The 18,815-nt window shown below is 74.2% G+C and carries 15 protein-coding genes and 3 pseudogenes; 14 read left to right on the top strand and 4 right to left on the bottom strand.

All coding sequences use genetic code 11. The features are described 5' to 3' along the window. Positions 1–258 (top strand): annotated as a pseudogene (locus Q4D18_RS05535) (primosomal protein N'); the annotation flags it as partial. Positions 259–295: 37 nt separating this feature from the next. On the opposite strand, the gene Q4D18_RS05530 reads toward Q4D18_RS05535, so the two are convergent. Beyond that, positions 296–1,297 (bottom strand): alpha/beta fold hydrolase, encoded by a 1,002-nt coding sequence (locus Q4D18_RS05530; RefSeq protein WP_303126433.1) that lies wholly within the window; start codon positions 1,295–1,297, stop codon positions 296–298. Positions 1,298–1,479: 182 nt separating this feature from the next. Continuing rightward, positions 1,480–1,677 (bottom strand): annotated as a pseudogene (locus tag Q4D18_RS05525) (IS3 family transposase); the annotation flags it as partial. Here Q4D18_RS05525 and Q4D18_RS05520 point away from each other — a divergent pair. The 12 genes and pseudogenes from Q4D18_RS05520 to holA form a co-directional block, all read left to right on the top strand. Next, positions 1,678–1,908: pseudogene (locus Q4D18_RS05520) on the top strand (integrase core domain-containing protein); the annotation flags it as partial. A 542-nt stretch (positions 1,909–2,450) separates the two neighbouring features. Continuing rightward, complete coding sequence (locus Q4D18_RS05515) at positions 2,451–4,199, top strand: ABC-F family ATP-binding cassette domain-containing protein (RefSeq protein ID WP_303126432.1); 1,749 nt, start codon at positions 2,451–2,453, stop codon at positions 4,197–4,199. 55 nt (positions 4,200–4,254) lie between these two features. After that, complete coding sequence (locus tag Q4D18_RS05510; protein ID WP_303126431.1) at positions 4,255–5,040, top strand: SDR family oxidoreductase; 786 nt, start codon at positions 4,255–4,257, stop codon at positions 5,038–5,040. Between the two features lie 258 nt (positions 5,041–5,298). Then, positions 5,299–5,961 carry an SUMF1/EgtB/PvdO family nonheme iron enzyme gene (locus Q4D18_RS05505; protein WP_303126430.1) on the top strand — a complete coding sequence of 221 codons (663 nt, stop codon included), beginning with the start codon at positions 5,299–5,301 and terminating at the stop codon, positions 5,959–5,961. Positions 5,962–6,219: 258 nt separating this feature from the next. Further along, positions 6,220–6,753 carry a hypothetical protein gene (locus Q4D18_RS05500; protein ID WP_303126423.1) on the top strand — a complete coding sequence of 178 codons (534 nt, stop codon included), beginning with the start codon at positions 6,220–6,222 and terminating at the stop codon, positions 6,751–6,753. Between the two features lie 61 nt (positions 6,754–6,814). Next, positions 6,815–8,107, top strand: a complete 1,293-nt coding sequence (locus tag Q4D18_RS05495; RefSeq protein ID WP_303126421.1) for a hypothetical protein — start codon at positions 6,815–6,817, stop codon at positions 8,105–8,107. Positions 8,108–8,441: 334 nt separating this feature from the next. After that, positions 8,442–9,044 carry an alkaline phosphatase PhoX gene (locus Q4D18_RS05490; RefSeq protein ID WP_303126419.1) on the top strand — a complete coding sequence of 201 codons (603 nt, stop codon included), beginning with the start codon at positions 8,442–8,444 and terminating at the stop codon, positions 9,042–9,044. A 180-nt stretch (positions 9,045–9,224) separates the two neighbouring features. Then, positions 9,225–11,729 carry a leucine--tRNA ligase gene (leuS, locus tag Q4D18_RS05485; RefSeq protein WP_303126418.1) on the top strand — a complete coding sequence of 835 codons (2,505 nt, stop codon included), beginning with the start codon at positions 9,225–9,227 and terminating at the stop codon, positions 11,727–11,729. 67 nt (positions 11,730–11,796) lie between these two features. Continuing rightward, positions 11,797–12,768: a DegV family protein gene (locus Q4D18_RS05480; protein ID WP_303126416.1), complete on the top strand. Its 972-nt coding sequence runs from the start codon at positions 11,797–11,799 to the stop codon at positions 12,766–12,768. Positions 12,769–12,861: 93 nt separating this feature from the next. Next, positions 12,862–13,737, top strand: a complete 876-nt coding sequence (locus Q4D18_RS05475; RefSeq protein ID WP_303126415.1) for a ComEA family DNA-binding protein — start codon at positions 12,862–12,864, stop codon at positions 13,735–13,737. 9 nt (positions 13,738–13,746) lie between these two features. Continuing rightward, positions 13,747–16,212 (top strand): ComEC/Rec2 family competence protein, encoded by a 2,466-nt coding sequence (locus Q4D18_RS05470; RefSeq protein ID WP_303126413.1) that lies wholly within the window; start codon positions 13,747–13,749, stop codon positions 16,210–16,212. Between the two features lie 194 nt (positions 16,213–16,406). Next, entirely contained in the window at positions 16,407–17,429 is a 1,023-nt protein-coding gene (gene holA / locus Q4D18_RS05465; RefSeq protein WP_303126411.1) for a DNA polymerase III subunit delta, read from the top strand. 105 nt (positions 17,430–17,534) lie between these two features. Here the strand turns inward: holA and rpsT are convergent, their stop codons facing one another. Together rpsT and Q4D18_RS05455 are read right to left on the bottom strand one after the other, a co-directional pair. After that, the gene (gene rpsT / locus Q4D18_RS05460; RefSeq protein ID WP_303126409.1) at positions 17,535–17,801 is read right to left on the bottom strand and encodes a 30S ribosomal protein S20; all 267 of its coding nucleotides are present in this window, start codon (positions 17,799–17,801) and stop codon (positions 17,535–17,537) included. Between the two features lie 221 nt (positions 17,802–18,022). Next, positions 18,023–18,622 (bottom strand): type II toxin-antitoxin system PemK/MazF family toxin, encoded by a 600-nt coding sequence (locus Q4D18_RS05455; RefSeq protein ID WP_303126408.1) that lies wholly within the window; start codon positions 18,620–18,622, stop codon positions 18,023–18,025. Positions 18,623–18,707: 85 nt separating this feature from the next. On the opposite strand from Q4D18_RS05455, the gene Q4D18_RS05450 reads away from it, so the two are divergent. After that, positions 18,708–18,815, top strand: a 108-nt coding sequence (locus Q4D18_RS05450; protein ID WP_303126443.1) for a GTP-binding protein, incomplete at its 3' end; no start/stop codon positions are given.

Here is an 18,815-nt window from a genome sequence, read left to right as displayed (position 1 = left end):
CTGGTCGAGGCCGCCCGTCGCGAGCGCCGTCCCGGGACCGGCCAGGGCGACGACGCCGCGCCGCCCCTGCCGCCCCTGCCGTGGATCGGGCCCGTCCCGGACGCCGCGGACGAGACGCGGCACCGGGCGCTGCTGCTGTTCCCCTACGCGGCCGCCGCCGAGACCGCGGCCGTGCTGCGCGCCGCCCGTGCCGCCGCGAGCGCCCGCCGCGAGCAGGCCCCGGTGCGCCTGCGCCTGGACCCGCCCGGCGTGCTCTGACGCCGGCCACTGTGCCGGGGGCGGGGGACGGGGCGTCTCAGGCCGCCCGCGCGAGCCCGGCCAGCCAGGTCCGGACCAGGGCGGCGCACCGCACGGGGCGCTCGTAGTGCAGCAGGTGGCCCACGCCCTCGAGCAGGTGCAGCTCGACCGTGCCGCCGGCGGCCCGGACGGCCTCCGCCAGCGCCCGCTGCGCCGCGGGGGAGCCCATCGGGTCCTGCACCCCCGCCACGAGCAGGACCGGCAGGCGCAGGCCCGCGGCGGCCTGCAGCACCGTCCCCGAGCTCGAGGCCCGGTATGCCTCGGCGAGCATGCCGGCCGAGGCGAACGAGGAGAAGTGCCTGCGGTGCTGGTCATGCGTGAAGCCCAGGACCGCGCGGTCCCCGGTCTCGGACATGGCCACGGTGGTCGCCCAGACCACCGGGGGCGCGCCGAGCACCGCCCGGGCGGCACGCTCGGGCAGGCGGGCCGCGGCCGCGTAGTACGCCCGGGCCACCACGGCCAGGGCGCGCGCCCCGAGGGAGCCCGAGGCGTCCAGGGCGGGCTCGGCGATCGGGTTGAGCAGCACCAGGGCCACCGCCGGCATCCCGGCGGCGACGGCGTGGGAGGCCACCACTGTGCCGTAGGAGTGGGCCAGCACCACGGGGGGCGCCGACAGGTCGAGCCCGGCCACCGCCGCCCGCAGGGCCTCGGCGTGGTGGGCCACCGTGTGCTCGGCGTCGGGGAACGCCGGCGACGCCCCGAACCCGGGCAGCTCCACCGCGTGCACCGCGTGCTCGGGCAGACAGTCCGCCACCAGGGCCAGCCCGTGGCGGTCGCCGCGGAACCCGTGGACGAACACGAGGTCCGGGGAGGGCTGCCCGGCGCGGGAGGCCACGGGCCCGTACGACCACACGGCGAGGGCCGTGCGCGCCCCGGACGAAGGGTCGGCGATCGTCACGTCCCGCCGCACAGGGACGCGCGCCGGCTGCCCCGTCAGCACGCGCGTGTCCCGGGGCGGGGCGGGCGGGCGCAGCAGGTCGCGCAGACGGACACGGTCCACGGGGCGCGGCGTCATCCTCACGGCAGTCCCTCCTCGGCCTCCGGCGACACGGCCACCGCCCGAGCGGGGCCGCTCACGAGCCTAGTCCGGCAGCACGGGACTGATGCGCCCATAGGTGACAGTCGTCTTCCCGCCGGGTCTGCGGGCGTGTGGTCCATGATCAACTCGTACTCGACCGGCGTCTATCGGCCCAGGCGGGCCTGTCTGCGGCGGCGGTGGTAGGTCCGCTCGATCCACGTGATGATCCCGGTCCGCAGCTCGTCCCGGGTGGCCCATTGCCCTCGGTCGAGCACGTTCTTCTGGAGGAGGGCCAAGAAGGACTCCATGGCCGCGTTGTCCCCGGCTGAGCCGACCTGGCCCATGGACCCGATCAGCCCGTGGGCGACTCCTACGACAACGCCCTGGCCGAGACCGTGAACGGGCTCTACAAGGCCGAACTCATCCACTCCAAGCGGATCTGGGAGTCCGTCGAGGCGGTCGAACTGGCCACCATGGGGTGGGTGCACTGGTGGAACACCGCCCGCCTCCACGAGACCCTCGGCTACCGCACTCCCGCAGAGGTCGAGGCCGCCTACACTCACGACCAGGACTCAGCGCCCGTCGCGTCCTGACCTCGGAACGAAACCCAGGGCGCTTCACCCACCCAACATGGCCCCACATCTGGGCACCGTGGCCTGACTCCGGCCTGCCCATACATGTGGACCAGACTCGGGCAGCGATTCATCACGCCTGGGAGCTCAGCGCCCGCCACCGTGTTGAGATCTCCTGCGGCAGCGGCAGCGGCTGCGGCTGCGGCCGCATCGGCGCGATCCTGGCCGCCCTGGCGTGTTACGGCGGACTCGAACCGGAGGCCGCCATCCAGTGGGTCCGGGAGCACTATGACTCCCACGCGGTCGAGACCCCATGGCAACGCCGCTGGGCCAAGGCATCGCCCACGAGCTCGAAGCCCCTCTGAAACACCCGGCGCCGCACCTTCCGACACCCGCCTATGCAGGATTGCGTGCACCACCGCCCCTCAAAGTCTCAGTAGGACGACAGCCCATCGTGTTACGGTCAAGCTATGCGTTCTTGATCCTTCGCCGTCCCGCGCCCGAGGCCACCGCCCGGCGGGAGCCCGCTTGGCCTGATAACAGCCCGCGCATTGAGGATCCCCATGACCGCGCCCACATCCCTCACCTCCGCACACCTGCGTGTGGACGGCGTCTCCCTGTCCTACGGCGACCGCCGGGTGCTCACCGACGTCTCCTTCACAGTCCCCGTCACCGGTCCCGTTGGCCTGATCGGGGAGAACGGTTCCGGCAAATCCTCTCTGCTGCGAGTGATCGCCGGGGTGATCGAGCCCGACGCCGGCACCATCATCGCAACCGCACCCGGCGGACCAGCCCGCATCGCCTTGCTCCATCAGGAACCGCCGTTCCGCCCCGAAGCCACCGTCTCCGACGCACTCGAGGAGGCGATCGCTCCTGTCCGCCGCGCAGCAGGCGCCGTCGACCGCGCCGCAGCCGCCCTTGCAGACACCCCCGACGAGGCGTTCCTCGCTGATGCCTACGCCCACGCCCTGGAGACCGCCGAGCGCCTCCAAGCATGGGAAGTGGACTCCCGTGTGGAGGCGATGCTCCACGGGCTGGGCCTGGCCGCCATCCCGCGCGACCGCCCCACGGGGGATCTTTCGGGCGGGCAGCGCTCCCGCCTGGCGCTGGCCTGGCTGTTGCTGTCCCGGCCAGATGTTCTTCTGCTGGACGAACCGACCAACCATCTTGACGACGTCGCCACCGCCCACCTCCGCGGGGTGCTCGCAGAGTGGCGTGACCCCGTGCTGTTGGCCAGCCACGACCGCGCCTTCCTCGACGAAACCGTCGTGTCCCTTCTCGATCTCGACCCCTCGCCCGCCCCCCACGCGGTGACCTCGTCGCTGGTCGGCGACGGCACGGGCACGGGCATCGGGGTGACGCGCTTCTCCGGCACCTACATGGCCTACCTGCACTCCCAGCTCGACGCCCGCGACCGTTGGGAGCGGCAGTACCGCGACGAGCAGGAGGAACTCAGGCGACTCAGCGCACAGGTCGAACGCGACCAGACCGTCGGCAACCCCTCGCGCGGCGCCCCCAGCGAAGTCCGCACGGCCCGCAAGTTCTACGCGGATCGCAATGCCAAGGTTGTCTCGCGCCGGGTGAACGACGCCCGCGGCCGGCTGAAGGCGCTCAAGGACGCCCAGATCCGAAAGCCCCCAAGACAACTCCGCTTCGCCGGGCTGGCCGCGGCCTCCGACACCGGCCCCAACCGCCAGAACGAGACGACCCCGCCAGCGCAGGGGTACCTCAGCGCGATCGAGGTCGGCCTCACCGGACGCTTGGCCCCGACATCGATCACCGTGGGCCCGGGAGAGAAGTGGCTCGTGACGGGACCCAATGGCTCCGGCAAGTCCACGCTGCTCGCGCTGTTCAACGGGTCCTGCACCCCTGACACCGGAACCGTCACCCGGCCACGCGGCCTACGTATCGGACTGCTCACTCAGGAAGTCGTCCTGCCCGACCCGGAGGAACGAGGTCGCGGACGCACGGTGCGGCAGACCTACCAAGACCTGGCCGGCCAGGAGCTGGCCGCCCGGGTTCCGCTGTCCACGTTCGGGCTGATCGAACCTCGGGACGAAGGCCGCCCCGTGGACGTGCTCAGTGTCGGCCAGCGACGTCGCCTCGCCCTGGCTGCGCTGTTGGCGGACCCTCCCGACGTATTGCTGCTCGACGAACCCACTAACCACCTGTCCCTCATGCTGGCGACCCAGCTGGAGGTGATGATCCCCAACTACCCCGGCGGCGTTGTCGTCGCCTCGCACGACCGGTGGCTGCGCCGCGGGTGGCGCGGCCACGTGCTCGAGCTCGACGATCCGCCAACCGATGCATGAACCGTTCGCTGGCGGCACCCCGCCCCACCGACATCACATGAAGGAGACCCCGCCCATGAACACCCTCCACGGTCGTACCGCACTCGTGACCGGTGTCAGCCGTCGCCAAGGCATCGGTTTCGCCGTCGCCCGCAGGCTCGCCCGCGCTGGAGCGAGTCTGCGGCTCACCCACTACTCTGCCCACGATGCCCAGCAGCCGTGGGGTGCCGACCACATCGATGCCGTGATCGCGGAGCTGCGCCCGGAGCTGCACCCCGGCGCGAGCCTGGAGCATACCGAGGCCAACTTCGGCGATCCCAGGGAGCCTGCCCGAGTGATGGACTGGGCCGGGCCGGTAGAGATCCTCGTGGCGAACCACGCACGGTCCGGGGGAGACGGAACCCTCGCTCAGATCACCCCCCAGATGCTCGAGGCGCACTGGCGGGTCGACGCGCAGTCGGTCATCCTCCTCACCCAGCACTTCGCGCACCGCTTCGCGGGGGGACCAGGCCGTGTCGTGTGGATGAGCTCCGGTCAGGCGGAGGGACCCATGCCCGGAGAGGTCGCGTACGCCGGGGCCAAGGCCATGCTGGCCGGGCTCGTCCGAACCGTGGCAGATGAGCTGGTGGATCAAGGAATCCTGCTCAACGCCGTCAACCCAGGACCCGTGAACACCGGCTACCTGGACGAGGCCACCACCTACCGCCCCGAGCAGCTCGACGCGATTCGCGCAGCCTTCCCCTTGGGCCGACTCGGGGAGCCCGACGACCCCGCCCGCCTTATCGAGTTCCTCGTCTCCGACGCGGGCGCCTGGGTAGTGGGACAGACCATCGCGTCAGAAGGAGGCTTCAGACGCTGGTGAACATCGTCGGAAGCCTGATGTGCCGTCAACCCGCATGAACGGCTTTCAGAATCGAATGACGGGGCGCGTTGCCGACTGCCGACGCCACATGGAGCACCCGCTGTGAAGTCCCAAACTTCTCGGGCCCTGCCTTTCATGCCGTTCTTCGAAGAGTTCGGCACGAGTTAGGCGCCGTCATCGGTGAACCTCGACGACAGGTGACCCGCTCCTGGGCGACGCGTGCACGTTCGTGAGCAGTCGGTGTGCCACGCTGACGCCATGCGTCGGCGCCCCATGGCCCTCCTGCCCTCGGGAACAATCACCCTCCGCGACACTCGCCGCTCGCAGACCCGCGACGTTGCCCTCGAGGCTTTCGAGATCGCCGTGAGCCCGGTCCATGCCCGGGACTCTGGGGTGCCTCGGGTGCCGTTCTCATGGTTCGACGCCGTCGGGTACTTCAACGAGCTCTCCCGTACAGCCGGGATATACGAGGCTTACACGGTCCAGGCGCGGGAGGTCGAATGGAACACCGCAGCCGACGGCTACCGCCTGCCCACCGAGGCCGAATGGGACTACGCCTGCCGCGCCGGGACCACGTCACCCACCTATGGCCCGCTCGAGGACATCGCCTGGACCAACCTCGATCATCTCGAGGGCCTCAACTCAGGGGCTATGGGAGGGGGACGCATGCGCCGGTTGGCGTCCACGTGCCATGCGGCGGCCCAGCGCGCCGGCGAGCAGGTCACCAGCTCCGTCGACGGGGGCACCTCCACCCTGCAGAAGGATCACGGCGACGTCTTCGAGGTCTTCCCGGACGACGTGTCCCGCCAGGTGCCGCGCCCGATCACCGCGTGGGACCGCGCCGTGTGGGAGGGCGCCGAGATCGGCCCCGACCGTGCCTCCGCGTACCTCACCGAGGACACCCGCGGCGGCCTGTTCTGACGGTAGACCGCCCCCGCTGGCCTCACCCTGCAGGCCGGCATCGCCTACGGTCAGCTCACCGAGTCCGACCTCGGCAAGGCCTGGCCGGGCCGCTGGCTCGACGGCGGCGAGGACCGCCAGACGCAGGAGTCCGCCCTGCGCTCGCAGTTCCCCGGCGCCACCCAGCACCGCAAGATCGAGGGCGTCTGGACCGCGGCCGACGGCACGGGCCTGCTCTTCACCCTGTCCCGCACCTCCGAGGGCGAGTTCCCGGGCGTCGTGGCCGACCAGGGCATGGTCGTGTACTACTCCTTCGCGGACCACACCATGACGCTGGTCGAGCACTGGGCCGTGGGCGGCTACTTCGACTCCCCGGGCAACATCACCGTGTCCCCGTGGGGCGGCGTGGTCATCGCCGAGGACAGCTCCGACCCGAACCACCTCGTCGCGTTCACCGAGCGCACCGGGTCCGTGGCGGTCGCCGCGGAAGCCGTGGACCAGCACCACGTCGGGGGCCTGGGGATCCGCCGGGGCCGTCGCGGGGCAGGACCACACCGCCACCGTGCCGCCGGCCCCGCTGACCGGGTCGGCCACGGCCACGTCCCGCCGCACCGGACGGCGCACGGGCCGGCCCGTCAGCACGGACGGATCCGCCGGCGGCCCCGGGATCCGCAGCCGGTCCCACGGCCGCACGACGCCCCCGGTCAGGGCCGGATCGGGGCGGTGCGGGACGTCGTCGGCAGGGCTCACCGCACCAGCCTAGCCAGGCGAGGTCGGGGGACACCCGGCACAACACGATTTCTCATCACATGAGAATCGTGATTGGGTATACCGGTTTGTTCTGTCCCCCGTCCTCATCCGGAAGGACCTCCCCGTGCAGCGTTCGCTCAAGATCGCCCTCGCCTTCGTCGGCATCCTCGTCGGCGCCGGCTTCGCCACCGGAGCGGAGGTGATCCAGTACTTCATCTCCTTCGGCGCCGTCGGCCTGCTCGGCGCGGCGCTCGCGGGCGTCGTCATGGCAGTGGCAGGCGCGATCATCGTCCAGCTCGGCAGCCACTTCCTGGCCGACGACCACAAGGTGGTCTTCCGCAGCGTCGCCCACCCGGTGGTGGCCCGGCTCCTCGACGTCAGCGTCACGGTGACCCTCTTCGCCATGGGCTTCGTGATGCTCGCCGGGGCCGGCTCCACCCTCCACCAGCAGCTGGGCTGGCCGACCTGGGTCGGCGCCGCCCTCATGACGGTCCTGGTGATCGTCACCGGCCTGCTGGACGTGGACCGGGTCTCCGCGATCATCTCCTGGGTCACCCCGTTGGTGATCATCGCCGTGGTGGTGGGCTTCGTCGTCGCCCTGGTGCAGTTCCCGGCCGACCCGGCCTCGATCAGCGCCCTCGCCGCCCAGGCCCCCTCGCCCGTGTCCCCGTGGTGGCTGTCCGCCCTGAACTACGTGGGCCTGGCGCTGCTGATGGCCGTGTCCATGTCCCTGGTGATCGGCGGCAGCCACGCCAACTCCAAGGACGCCCTGGTCGGCGGGATCGCCGGCGGCGTCCTCTACCTCGTTTTGCTGATGATGGCCGCCGTGCTGCTGTACCTGGAGTACCCGGCGATCAGCGACGCCGACGTGCCCATGCTGGCGCTGTTCGCCTCGCTGTCCGACTGGATGCCGTGGGTGATGGTGTTCATCATCTACGCGATGATCTACAACACCGCGATCGCGATGCTCTATGCGCTCGGCCGGCGGCTGAGCGCCGACCGCCCGCAGCGGTACCGTCCGGTGTTCATCGGCGTGACGCTCCTGGCCTTCGCGGTGAGCTTCGCCGGCTTCGGCTCGCTGATGTCCGTGGTGTACCCGCTGATCGGCTGGGTGGGGATGGCCATGGTGGCCGTCCTGCTCGGCTGGTGGCTGCGCCACCGCGGCGAGGTGGCCGAGGAGATGCGCCTGCGCTACCGCATGCGCGCCCTGCTGGGCCTGAAGCGCCACCCCGACCGGGAGTTCACCCCCGGCCATGCCGCCATGCTGCAGGAGGCCGCGGCGGACTCCGTCGCTCCGGGGCAGGCCCTCACCGGCGCCATCGACGCCGAGGCGATCGCCGCCCTGCGCGCCGAGGACGTGCTCCCGGAGACCGACGGCCCCGCCCCGCCCGAGGCGCACGGCAGCACCGCCCGCTGATCCCGGGTCCCTGCGCATCCCACGGCGCCCCCTCCCCGTCCGGGAAGGGGGCGCCGCCGTCGAGAGCGGGCCAGTGTTCATCGGAGTGTGCGCGGCGGTTCCGCCGTTCCTCGGGGCCGCGCGATGCAGCGGCGCTGTGCTGGGGGTCGTCCCGCCCGTGCACGCTCCCGAGAGGACCCTCCCATGACCCTCACCCGTCGCTCCTTCGTCGCCGGCTCCGGCGCCGCCCTGGCCGCCGCCGTCACCGCGGCCCCCCGTCTCCGCCGCCCCCGCTCGTGGCGGGTCCACCGCCGTCGCCGACGGCGTCCGCCTGCCCGCCCTGTCCGAGGACGGCATGGTCGCCATGCCGCGCGGGTTCAAGGCCGTCCGCATCAACACCCTCGGCGTCGAGCCGCTGCTCGACGACTGCAACGGCCGCGTCATCGGCACCACCCCCTCGAACCTCGACGGCATGGGCGCCTTCGACGGGCCGGGCGTGACCCGCCTCGTCCGCAACCACGAGTGCCGCGCCAACGCCCAGGTGCCCGTCCCGCTGGCCCCCGGCACCGTGTACGACGCCGGCGTCCCCACCGGCATGGGCGGCGACACCGTCGTCGAGGTCTCCCGCAAGGGCGAGTTCGTGCAGCAGTGGGTCGGCCTGTCGGGCACCATCCGCAACTGCGCCGGCGGCACCACCCCGTGGGGCTCCTGGCTCACCTGCGAGGAGGACACCACCAAGGCCGGCACCCAGGTGACGAGCTGCGTGGACGGCTCCGACCCGAACCACCTCGTGGCCTTCACCCCGCGTCTCGGCTCCTCGGCCCTGGCCAAGGACCTCGCCGCGCGCGGCGAGGGGGCCGGCCCCTGCTTCGGGGCGGGCGGCACCCTCTTCGCCAACGTCCAGAGCGACTGCACCTACCTGATCACCGGCCCGCTCGCGCGCCACCTGGCCCGCTGACGCACCCCGTGGCGCGGCGCGCGGCGCCTCCTCCCGTCCGGGAAGGGGGCGCCGTCGTCGTCCGCGGGCCGGGGCCGCTCCCGCGCCGGCCGGGTCGCGCGACGTAGGATGGCGGGGTCCGCGCCCTGTCCCGGGGTGGACGCCCCCCACCGCCCCACGAGCAGAAGGACACCGAACAGCGTGAGCGAGACGTCCCCGAACGCCACCCCGGCCACCCCGCACATCCCGGCGGACGCCGAGTACTCCTTCGCCGACGTCGAGGCCCGCTGGGCCGGCTGGTGGGAGCAGGCGGGGACCTTCACCCCCCGTGGCGACGGCGCGGAGACCCGCACCGTGGTGGACATGTTCCCGTACCCCTCCGGCGACCTGCACATGGGCCACGCCGAGGCGTTCGCGATGGGCGACGTGATGGCCCGCTACTGGATGCAGCGCGGGCACGACGTGCTGCACCCCATCGGCTGGGACTCCTTCGGCCTGCCCGCGGAGAACGCCGCCATCAAGCGCAACGCGCACCCGGCGGAGTGGACGTACGCGAACATCGAGACGCAGAAGCGCTCCTTCCAGCGCTACGGGATCGCCGTGGACTGGTCCCGGGAGCTGCACACCTCGGACCCCGAGTACTACCGGTGGACCCAGTGGCTCTTCCAGCAGCTGCACCGCAAGGGGCTGGCGTACCGCAAGGACTCGCCCGTGAACTGGTGCCCGCAGGACCAGACGGTGCTGGCCAACGAGCAGGTGGTGGACGGGGCCTGCGAGCGCTGCGGCGCCGAGGTCACCAAGCGCACCCTGAACCAGTGGTACTTCCGCATCACCGAGTACGCGGACGCCCTGCTGGACGACATGGACCAGCTCACCGGCCACTGGCCCGAGCGCGTGCTGGCGATGCAGCGCAACTGGATCGGCCGCTCCGAGGGGGCCACCGTCCAGTTCCAGGTGGAGGACGGGCCCGTGGTGCCCGTGTTCACCACCCGCCCGGACACCCTGCACGGGGCCACCTTCATGGTGGTCGCCGCGGACGCCCCGCTGGCCCTGGAGCTGGTCGACGACGCCCACCGCGCCGACCTGGAGGCGTACCGCGAGGAGTTGAAGAAGGCCTCGGACATCGAGCGCCAGGCCACGGACCGCCCCAAGACGGGCGTGTTCCTGGGCCGGCACGCCGTGAACCCGCTGACCGGGGAGCGCCTGCCGATGTGGGCCTCGGACTACGTGCTGGCCGACTACGGCACCGGCGCCATCATGGCCGTGCCCGCCCACGACCAGCGCGACCTCGACTTCGCCCGCGCCATGGACCTGCCCGTCCGCGTGGTCCTGGACACCGGCGAGGAGGACCCGGCGGTGTCCGGCGTCGCCACCACCGGCGAGGGCACCCTGGTCAACTCCGGCGAGCTGGACGGGCTGTCCACGGCCGAGGCGATCGCCCGCGCCGTGGAGATCGTCGAGGCCAAGGGCACCGGCCGGGGGACCACCACGTACCGGCTGCGCGACTGGCTGCTCTCCCGCCAGCGCTTCTGGGGCACCCCGATCCCCGTGATCCACTGCCCCGAGCACGGCGAGGTCCTGGTCCCCGAGGACCAGCTGCCCGTCACCCTGCCCACCGACCTCAAGGGCGAGCAGCTCGCGCCGAAGGGCCAGTCCCCGCTGGCGGCCGCCGAGGACTGGGTCAACGTGCCCTGCCCCGAGTGCGGGGGCCCGGCCCGCCGCGACTCCGACACCATGGACACCTTCGTGGACTCCTCCTGGTACTTCCTGCGCTACGCCTCCCCGTGGGACGAGACGCAGGTGTTCGACCCGGAGCTGGTGCGCACGTGGCTGCCGGTGGACCAGTACGTCGGCGGCGTGGAGCACGCCATCCTCCACCTGCTCTACGCCCGGTTCTTCACCAAGGTCCTCCACGACCTGGGCCTGGTGCCCTTCACCGAGCCCTTCCGCGCCCTGCTCAACCAGGGCCAGGTGCTCAACGGCGGCAAGGCGATGTCCAAGTCCCTGGGCAACGGCGTGGACCTGGGCCAGCAGCTGGACGAGTTCGGCGTGGACGCCGTGCGCACCACCATGGTGTTCGCCTCCCCGCCCGAGGACGACGTGGACTGGGCGGACGTGGCCCCGGCCGCCGCCGGCCGCTTCCTGGCCCGCGCCTGGCGCCTGGCCCGGGACGTGCGCGCCGCAGGAGTGGAGGCCGGGGACCCGGCCGCCGGCGCCGTGGGCCTGCGCCGCGTCACTCACCGCACCCTGCACGACGCCGCCGCGCTCGTGGAGGACCACAAGTTCAACGTGGTGGTGGCCCGCACCATGGAGCTGGTCAACGCCACCCGCAAGGAGATCGACAACGGCGCCGGCGCGGGCGACCCCGCCGTGCGCGAGGCCGCCGAGGCCGTGGCGATCCTGCTCTCCCTCGTGGCCCCCTACGCCGCGGAGGACATGTGGGTCATGCTCGGACACGAGCCCTCCGTGGTCCGCGCCGGCTGGCCCGCCGTGGACGCGTCCCTGCTCGTGGAGGACACCGTCACCGCGGTGGTCCAGGTCAAGGGCAAGGTCCGCGACCAGCTCCAGGTCCCCGCGGACGTCTCCGCCGCGGACCTGGAGGCCGCCGCCCGCGCGTCGCAGAAGGTCCAGGCCTTCATCGGCGACGCGGAGATCGTCAAGGTGATCGTGCGCGAGCCCAAGCTCGTGAACCTCGTGATCCGCTGATCCGCACCGCCGCCGCGGGGCCCGACCACGGCCCCGCGGCGGCACACCAGCCCGGAGGGGGACGGCCATGGCGAGCATCGAGGCCTGGCGCGACGACGCCGTCGAGCGCCTGCGCGCCCGACGCGGGCAGCTCGTCGGCCGCGCCCGGTACGGGCTGCGCCCGCCGCGGCGGGACCGCACCGCGATCGTCACCGACTCCTCCGCCGCGCTGCCGGCCGCGGTCCTGGCGCACCCCTTCGCCGCGGGCATCCGGCAGGTCCCCCTGCCCGTGATGGTCGGGGACCAGATCCACACCGAGGGCGACGACGACCTCGCCCTGGACCTGCCGATCGCCCTCGCCGCGGGCACGCCCGTGCGCACCTCCCGGCCCTCGCCCGGGGCCTTCCGGGCCGTCTACGCCGACCTCGCCCGCGCCGGGTACGCCCGGATCGTCTCCGTGCACCTGTCCGGGGAGCTCTCCGGCACGGTCGAGGCCGCGCGCCTGGCCGCCCCCGACGCCCCCTGCCCGGTCACCGTGGTGGACTCCCGGACCGCCGGACTGGCCCTGGGCATGGGCGTGCTCGACGCCGCCGTGGAGGCCGGGTTCGGCCGGCCGCTCGAGGAGGTCGTGGCCCGCGCCCGCGGCGCCGCCACCCGCGCCACCGTCCTGGTGAGCGTGCCCAGCCTCGAGCCGCTGCGCCGCGGCGGCCGCGTGGGCGCCCTCTCCTCCCTGATCGGCACCCTCCTGCAGGTGCGCCCCGTCCTCACCCTCGAGGCCGGCGCCCTGCACCTGGCGGACCGACCCCGCACCGCCGCGCGCGCCATCGACCGGATGGTGGAGCTGGTGGCCGAGCGCGCCGCCCACACGCCGCTGCGCGTGGCCGTGCACACCTACGGCGACGACGCCGGCGCGCAGGCCCTGGTGGACAGGCTCCAACCGCACTCGGCCACGCCCGTGCCCGCCGTGCCCCTGCCGGCCGTGCTCGCCGCGCACGTGGGACTCGGCGCCCTCGCCGTGGTGGCCGTGCCCCTGGACCCGGAGCCCGTCCCCGAGGGCTGACCGCTCCTGCACACCGGACCGGCGCGGCTCCCGCGTCCACCGTGCGGGGGAGAGGCGGCGCGGGGGAGCGATCGCCGCCCGCACCCTGGCTCCGTGAGCACTCCCCGTCCCTCATTTCCCGACCCGTCCGGGCCCGCACCCGCCGTCCCCGCCGGACGTCCCGCGCCCGCGGGCACCGACTGGGAGCAGCCCCCGGACCGCGTCCCCCTGCTGCGCTGGCGGGCCGCAGGCATGGCCTTGCTCCTCGTGCTCGTGGCCGCCGCGGCCTGGTGGGCCGTCCGGTGGCTGACCTCGCCCGTGCCGCCGTCCGTCGGCGAGGCCGCCGCATCGACGCCGGCGGCCGCGTCGGCATCCGCGGGGCCGGCGTCGACCGATCCGACCGCCCCGTCGTCCCCGGACCCGGCGGGCACGGCCGGGGGACCGCCACCCGAGACGGCGACGGCCCACGCGGCCACCGACACCGCCGAGCCCCTGCGCGTGCATGTGGTCGGCCAGGTGCGCCGCCCCGGCGTCGTCGAGCTGCCGCCAGGTGCCCGGGTGGCCGACGCCGTCGCCGCAGCCGGCGGAGCCACCCGCCAGGCCCGCACCGAGCGCATCAACCTGGCCGCGCCCCTCACCGACGGCCAGCAGGTGCTCGTGCCCGACGCCCAGACCGACCTCGACGCCGACGCCACGGCAGCCGGGCAGGCCCACACCGGCCCCGCGTCCGCCCCCCACGGCACCGACACCGGCCCACCGGCCTCCATACCCACCGGGCAGGGGACCGCTCCCACCAGCGCCACCGTGGACCTCAACACCGCCGACGCCCCCACCCTCGAGACCCTGCCCGGCGTCGGCCCGGCCACCGCCGAGAAGATCATCGCCCACCGCGAGTCCGTGGGCCCCTACACCGGCCTGCAGGACCTCGACGCGGTCCCCGGCATCGGCCCCGCCACCCTCGACCGCCTCGCCGAGCACGTGGGATGGTGACCCCCACCCGTGGCCGCCCCGGTGCCCCCACCCCTCGACGCCCGCTGGGTCCCCGCCCTGCTCACCTGCCTCCTCCTCGGCCAGGCCGCCCCGGGCTGGGCATCCGGGGTCTCCGCCGCCGCCTCCGCCGCGTGCCTGGCGCTCGCGGTCGTCGCGGGCCTGCTGCTGCTCCTGGGCCGCCCGCGCGCCGACGGCCGTCGGAGGGGACTGCTCACCGCCCTCGTCCTGGCCGGGACGACCGGAGCACTCCTCGTCCAGCACGTCGCGCTGGACCGTGCCGGGGCCGAACAGGTGGGCTGGCCCCAGGCGGTGGCCGAGGCGCGCCCCCTGCGACTCGAGGTCGTCCCCACGGGCGAGGCCGGCCCCTCGGACTCCCGCTTCGGCCCCCGGTGGAGCCAGCCTGCGCGCGTGGAGCGGATCGGCCATCCGCCCCGGCCGCTGACCCCGGCCGTGGACGTCGTGCTCACGGGCCCCGGACCCGGCCCGGCCCCCGCCGCCGGGCTCTGCCTCGTCGGGGTGCCCGAGGCCCATGGCGGCACCGTGTTCGTCGCCGCCCGCGCCGCCCCCGTCCCCGGACCCTGCGGTGCGGCCGGCTCCGTGGCGGACACCCCCGCAGCGACCGGCCGGGACGCCCTGCGCGCCGCGCTGCGCCACACCGCCGCCGACGGCGTCGGCACCGCACCCGAGCTCATCCCGGGCCTCGTCCTCGGGGACCGCTCCGCGCAGTCACCGGAGCTCGAGCAGGCCATGAAGGACGCGGGCCTGTCCCACCTGTCCGCCGTGTCGGGGGCCAACTGCGCCCTCCTCATGGGGGCCGTCACCCTGCTGCTGCGCACCCTGCGCCTCCCGCGGGCCGCCGTCACCGCCGCCGCCTTGGCCACGCTGGCGGTGTTCGTCGTCGTGGTCGGTCCCGAGCCCTCCGTGCTGCGTGCCGCCGTCATGGGCGCCCTCGGGGCGTTCGCGGTGTTCCTGGGGCGGGGGAGACAGGCGTTCTCCCTGATGAGCGCCGGCGGGACCGTGCTGCTCGTGGCGGCGCCGTCCCTGGCCGGGGAGGTGGCGTTCCACCTCTCCCTGGCGGCCACCGCCGGGATCGTCCTGGCCGCGGCGCCGGCCGACCGGTGGCTGCACGGTCGGCTGGTCCGCGTGCTCCCCGACGTGCCGGCGCGGTGGCTCTCCTCCTCCCTGGCCGTCACCGTGGCGGCGCACCTGGCGTGCCAGCCGATCCTGCTGGCCATGACCGGCACCCTGAGCACGTGGTCCATCCCGGCGAACCTCGCCGCGGCCCCGGCGGTGGCCCCGGTGACGGTGCTGGGCACCCTTGCCGCCGCGCTCGTGCTGCCCGCGCCGGGGGTCGCCGAGGCGCTCGTGGCCGTGATCCAGTGGCCGGCCGCCTGGATCGGGGCCGTGGCACTGACGGCGGCGGGCGCCCCGGGGGCGGTGCGCCCATGGCCGGAGGGCACCCTGGGCCTGGCGCTCGGGATCCTGCTGACGGTGGCCACGCTCGCCGGATTCCGCCTGGTGCTGGTCCTGGAGCGGACCCCGCAGGCCCCCGTGCGCCGCGTCGGCCGCTCCGCACCGGTGCGCCGGGACCGCCGACCCGCCGGCGCGGTGCTCACCGCCGTGCTGGTCGCCGCCGCCCTCGGGACGGGCGGCGCCGTCGTCGTGCCCCGTCCGGCCGGCTCGGTGCCCGAGGGCTGGGCGCTGGCGTTCTGCGACGTCGGCCAGGGGGACATGGCGGTGTTCCGCTCCGGCCCCACCTCCGCCGTCGTGGTGGACGCCGGGCCGGATCCGGCCCTGGCCCGCCGGTGCCTGACGGACCTCGACGTCGAGCGGGTGGACGCCCTGCTCCTCACGCACCTGCACGCCGACCACGCCGTCGGTGCGGCCGGCCTCGCGGGCGCCCTCACCCCGGCCGAGATCCGCCACGGGGCGTGGTCCGGCGCCGCGGGGACGGGCCGGGAGGAGCCCGGGCTGCCGCCGCCCGAGGGGTCGCAGCCGCTGGCCACGGGGCAGAGGGGCGAGGCGGGGCGGGTGCGGTGGGAGGTCCTGCTGGCGGACCCGCGGGCCGCCGAGCAGAACGACGCCTCGGCGCAGCTGCTGGTCACGGTGGAGGGGGAGGGGAGCGCCGTCCGCACCCTCGTCACCGGCGACATGGAGCAGGAGGCCAGCGCGGCCTGGGTGAGCGGCCGACGCTCGGATGCGCCCCCGCCGCCCCGGGTGGACGTGCTCAAGGTGGCGCATCACGGCGCGCGCAACGGCGGCCTGGACGTGCCCACGGCGGTGGGGGCGCGGATGCACGTGGTGTCCGTGGGCGCGGACAACGACTACGGCCACCCCCATGCGGCCACCGTCGCCGGGCTCGAGCGGATCGCGCCCGTGCTGCGCACCGACCGGCACGGGACGCTCGCCCTCGTCCCCGGCTCGGACGGGTCGGTGCATCCGGAGACGGTGCGGGCGCCCGGCGCCGCGGGGTGAGTGAGTCGGAACCCAGGAAACGGCGTTCAATAACAATGAACGGTGTTCGGATACCGGAGGAAAAAAGTTTTCCACAGAACGGCCCGCCTACACACGTCATAAGCCTCGACAACGGGGGCAGGCTCACCGTCCACGCCTCCTGCACAGCCCGACCACACCGGATCGCGGGGGAGAGCCCCGCCTAGGATGGTCCCATGTCCGCCGCACGCAGCTCCCGACCCTCCCGCGGTGCCCGCGGCGCCGATCCGCTCGCCTGGCGCAAGGCCCAGCCGGGGCCGCTCATGCTGCTGCGCGGTCCGGAGGACTACGCCGCCCGCTGGGTCACGGACCGGGTGCTCGCCGCCCTGCGCGAGCGACACGGGAGCCTCGAGACCCACACCTTCCGGGCGGGGGAGTACCAGGCCGGCCAGCTCGCCCAGGCCGCGAGCCCGTCCCTGTTCGCCGAGCCCACCCTCATCCGCGTGGACGGGCTCGAGGCCATGAACGACGCCTTCCTCGAGGACGCCCTACGGCTCGTCCAGGAGGGCCCTGGCGCGGACGACGTCACCGTCCTGCTGCGGCACACCGGTGGCAACCGCGGCAAGAAGCTGATCGACGCGGTCGCCCAGGCCGGCACGGTGGTGGAGTGCCCCGCCCTGAAGCGGGACGAGGACCGCCTGGCCCTGCTGCAGGCCGAGTTCCGGGACGCCCGGAAGCGGATCGACGAGGACGCGGCCCGCGCCCTCCTGCGCGCCGCCGGGTCCTCGCTCACCGACCTGGCCTCCGCCTGCCGGCAGCTGATCGAGGACGTCGAGGGCCCGGTCACCGAGCAGGTCGTCGAGACGTACTACGGCGGCCGCGTGGAGGCCACGAGCTTCGCCGTGGCGGACGCGGCCCTCGACGGGCACGCCGCCCGCGCCGTGTCGCTGGTGCGGCACGCGCTGGCCACGGGCGTGCACCCGGTGCTGGTCACCTCTGCGCTGGCACTGAAGGCCCGTCAGGTGGCTCGGATGATCGACGCGCGGGCCGGCCAGGACGAGCTCGCCTCCCTGCTGGGGGTCGCCCCGTTCCAGGTGCGGTTCGTGCAGCAGACGGCCCGGCACTGGAGCCCGGCGGGCATCGCCCAGGCCGTCGAGTGGATCGCCCAGGCGGACGCGGAGGTCAAGGGCGGGTCCCGCAACCCGGACTTCGCCGTCGAGCGGGCCGTCATCCGCGTGGCCACCGCGGTGCGCCGCTGACGCCCGCCCCGACGTCGTCGCCGGCGCCCGGCGCAGGACCGCCTGCCGCAGACGGGAACGGCCCCCGACCGTGAGGTCGGGGGCCGTTCTCGCTCGCGCCGGGGATCAGGCGGCGAGGGACTTCACGCGCGCGGCGATGCCGGACTTGCGGTTCGCGGCGTTGTTCTTGTGGATGACGCCCTTGGAGGCGGCCTTGTCCAGCTTGCGGGAGGCGGTGCGCAGGGCGGCGACAGCGGCCTCGGCCTCGCCGGCCGCGACGGCCTTCTCGACGGCGCGGATGGCGGTCTTCAGCTCGGACTTCACCGCGACGTTGCGCTGGCGCGCCTTCTCGTTGGTGAGGATGCGCTTCTTCTGGGACTTGATGTTAGCCAAATCGGGTCCTTCGTCTGCAGGCGTGCGGAGGGGTCCGCGCGCCGGATGAACAGGGGGTCGTGGAGGGTGCCCGGGTCCGTCGACTGAGCGGCGTGGGGAACACCAGGGTGTGAGCGTCCCGGGGGTGCCCGTCGACCGGCGGACACAATGTGCACAACCCTACCATCCGCGGCCCCTGCGGCCGGGCCGCGGACACGCCGGTCCCGCGGCGTCCGGCGAGGTCAGCGCTCCCAGCCCTGCACGCGGGCCAGCGCGTCCCCGACGGCCTCGAACCGCGCCGGGTCCAGCACGCCGCCCTCGCGGCGCACCCGGTCCGGGTCCACCCGCAGGATGCGGTCCAGCTTCGCCTCCGACGGGCGCCCGCGGCGGTCCCACGGGCCGGAGCCCACGTCCACGTAGTCGGCGTCCGCGTGGACCCCGTCGTTGCGGTCCCGCGACGTGAGCATCAGACCGAGGAGGTGGTCGCCGTCGCGGCCCACTAGCAGCACGGGCCGGTCCTTGCCGCGGCCGTCCATCTCCTCGTACGGCACCCACGTCCACACGACCTCGCCGGGGCCGGCGGCCGGGCCGGGCAGCGGCGCGTACTGCACGCGGGCGCGGCCGGTGAAGTCGGGGAGCAGGGGGCCGGGGGAGGACGACGTCGACGTCTCACCGGAGTGGCCGGGCGCGCCGCCGCCACGGGGGCGGGCGTCGTCGCGCCGACCGGAGGACGGCGGACGCGCGGGGGAGTCGGGGCGGGCGCCGCGCAGCTCCTGGACGGTCTGGAACAGGCGGTAGGCGCGGCGGCCGAGGGAGAGGGCGCGATGGAAGTCGAAGGCCATGGCGCCGAATCTAGCCCGGACGCTCCCGCATGGAAGAATGGGCGGTCAGTGTCCCCCGCCCCCGAGCCCCCACGAGGATGTGCCCGTGTCGCCCCTGGCGTCCCAGCCCCCGGTCCCCGCCGCCACCGACCCCTCGGTGATCCGCAACTTCTGCATCATCGCCCACATCGACCACGGCAAGTCGACGCTGGCC

Origin of the sequence: Micrococcus sp., from assembly GCF_030523875.1 — a bacterium.
Classification (GTDB): domain Bacteria; phylum Actinomycetota; class Actinomycetes; order Actinomycetales; family Micrococcaceae; genus Micrococcus.
This window is presented reverse-complemented; position numbering and strand designations above follow the sequence as displayed.

Excerpts from the sequence above, each read along its gene's own strand:
- Q4D18_RS05515 (WP_303126432.1), top strand. The coding sequence starts at position 2,451 with ATGACCGCGCCCACATCCCTCACCTCCGCACACCTGCGTGTGGACGGC.
- Q4D18_RS05510 (WP_303126431.1), top strand. The coding sequence starts at position 4,255 with ATGAACACCCTCCACGGTCGTACCGCACTCGTGACCGGTGTCAGCCGT.
- Q4D18_RS05505 (WP_303126430.1), top strand. The coding sequence starts at position 5,299 with ATGCGTCGGCGCCCCATGGCCCTCCTGCCCTCGGGAACAATCACCCTC.
- Q4D18_RS05490 (WP_303126419.1), top strand. The coding sequence starts at position 8,442 with ATGGTCGCCATGCCGCGCGGGTTCAAGGCCGTCCGCATCAACACCCTC.
- Q4D18_RS05480 (WP_303126416.1), top strand. The coding sequence starts at position 11,797 with ATGGCGAGCATCGAGGCCTGGCGCGACGACGCCGTCGAGCGCCTGCGC.
- holA (WP_303126411.1), top strand. The coding sequence starts at position 16,407 with ATGTCCGCCGCACGCAGCTCCCGACCCTCCCGCGGTGCCCGCGGCGCC.
- Q4D18_RS05455 (WP_303126408.1), bottom strand. The coding sequence starts at position 18,622 with ATGGCCTTCGACTTCCATCGCGCCCTCTCCCTCGGCCGCCGCGCCTAC.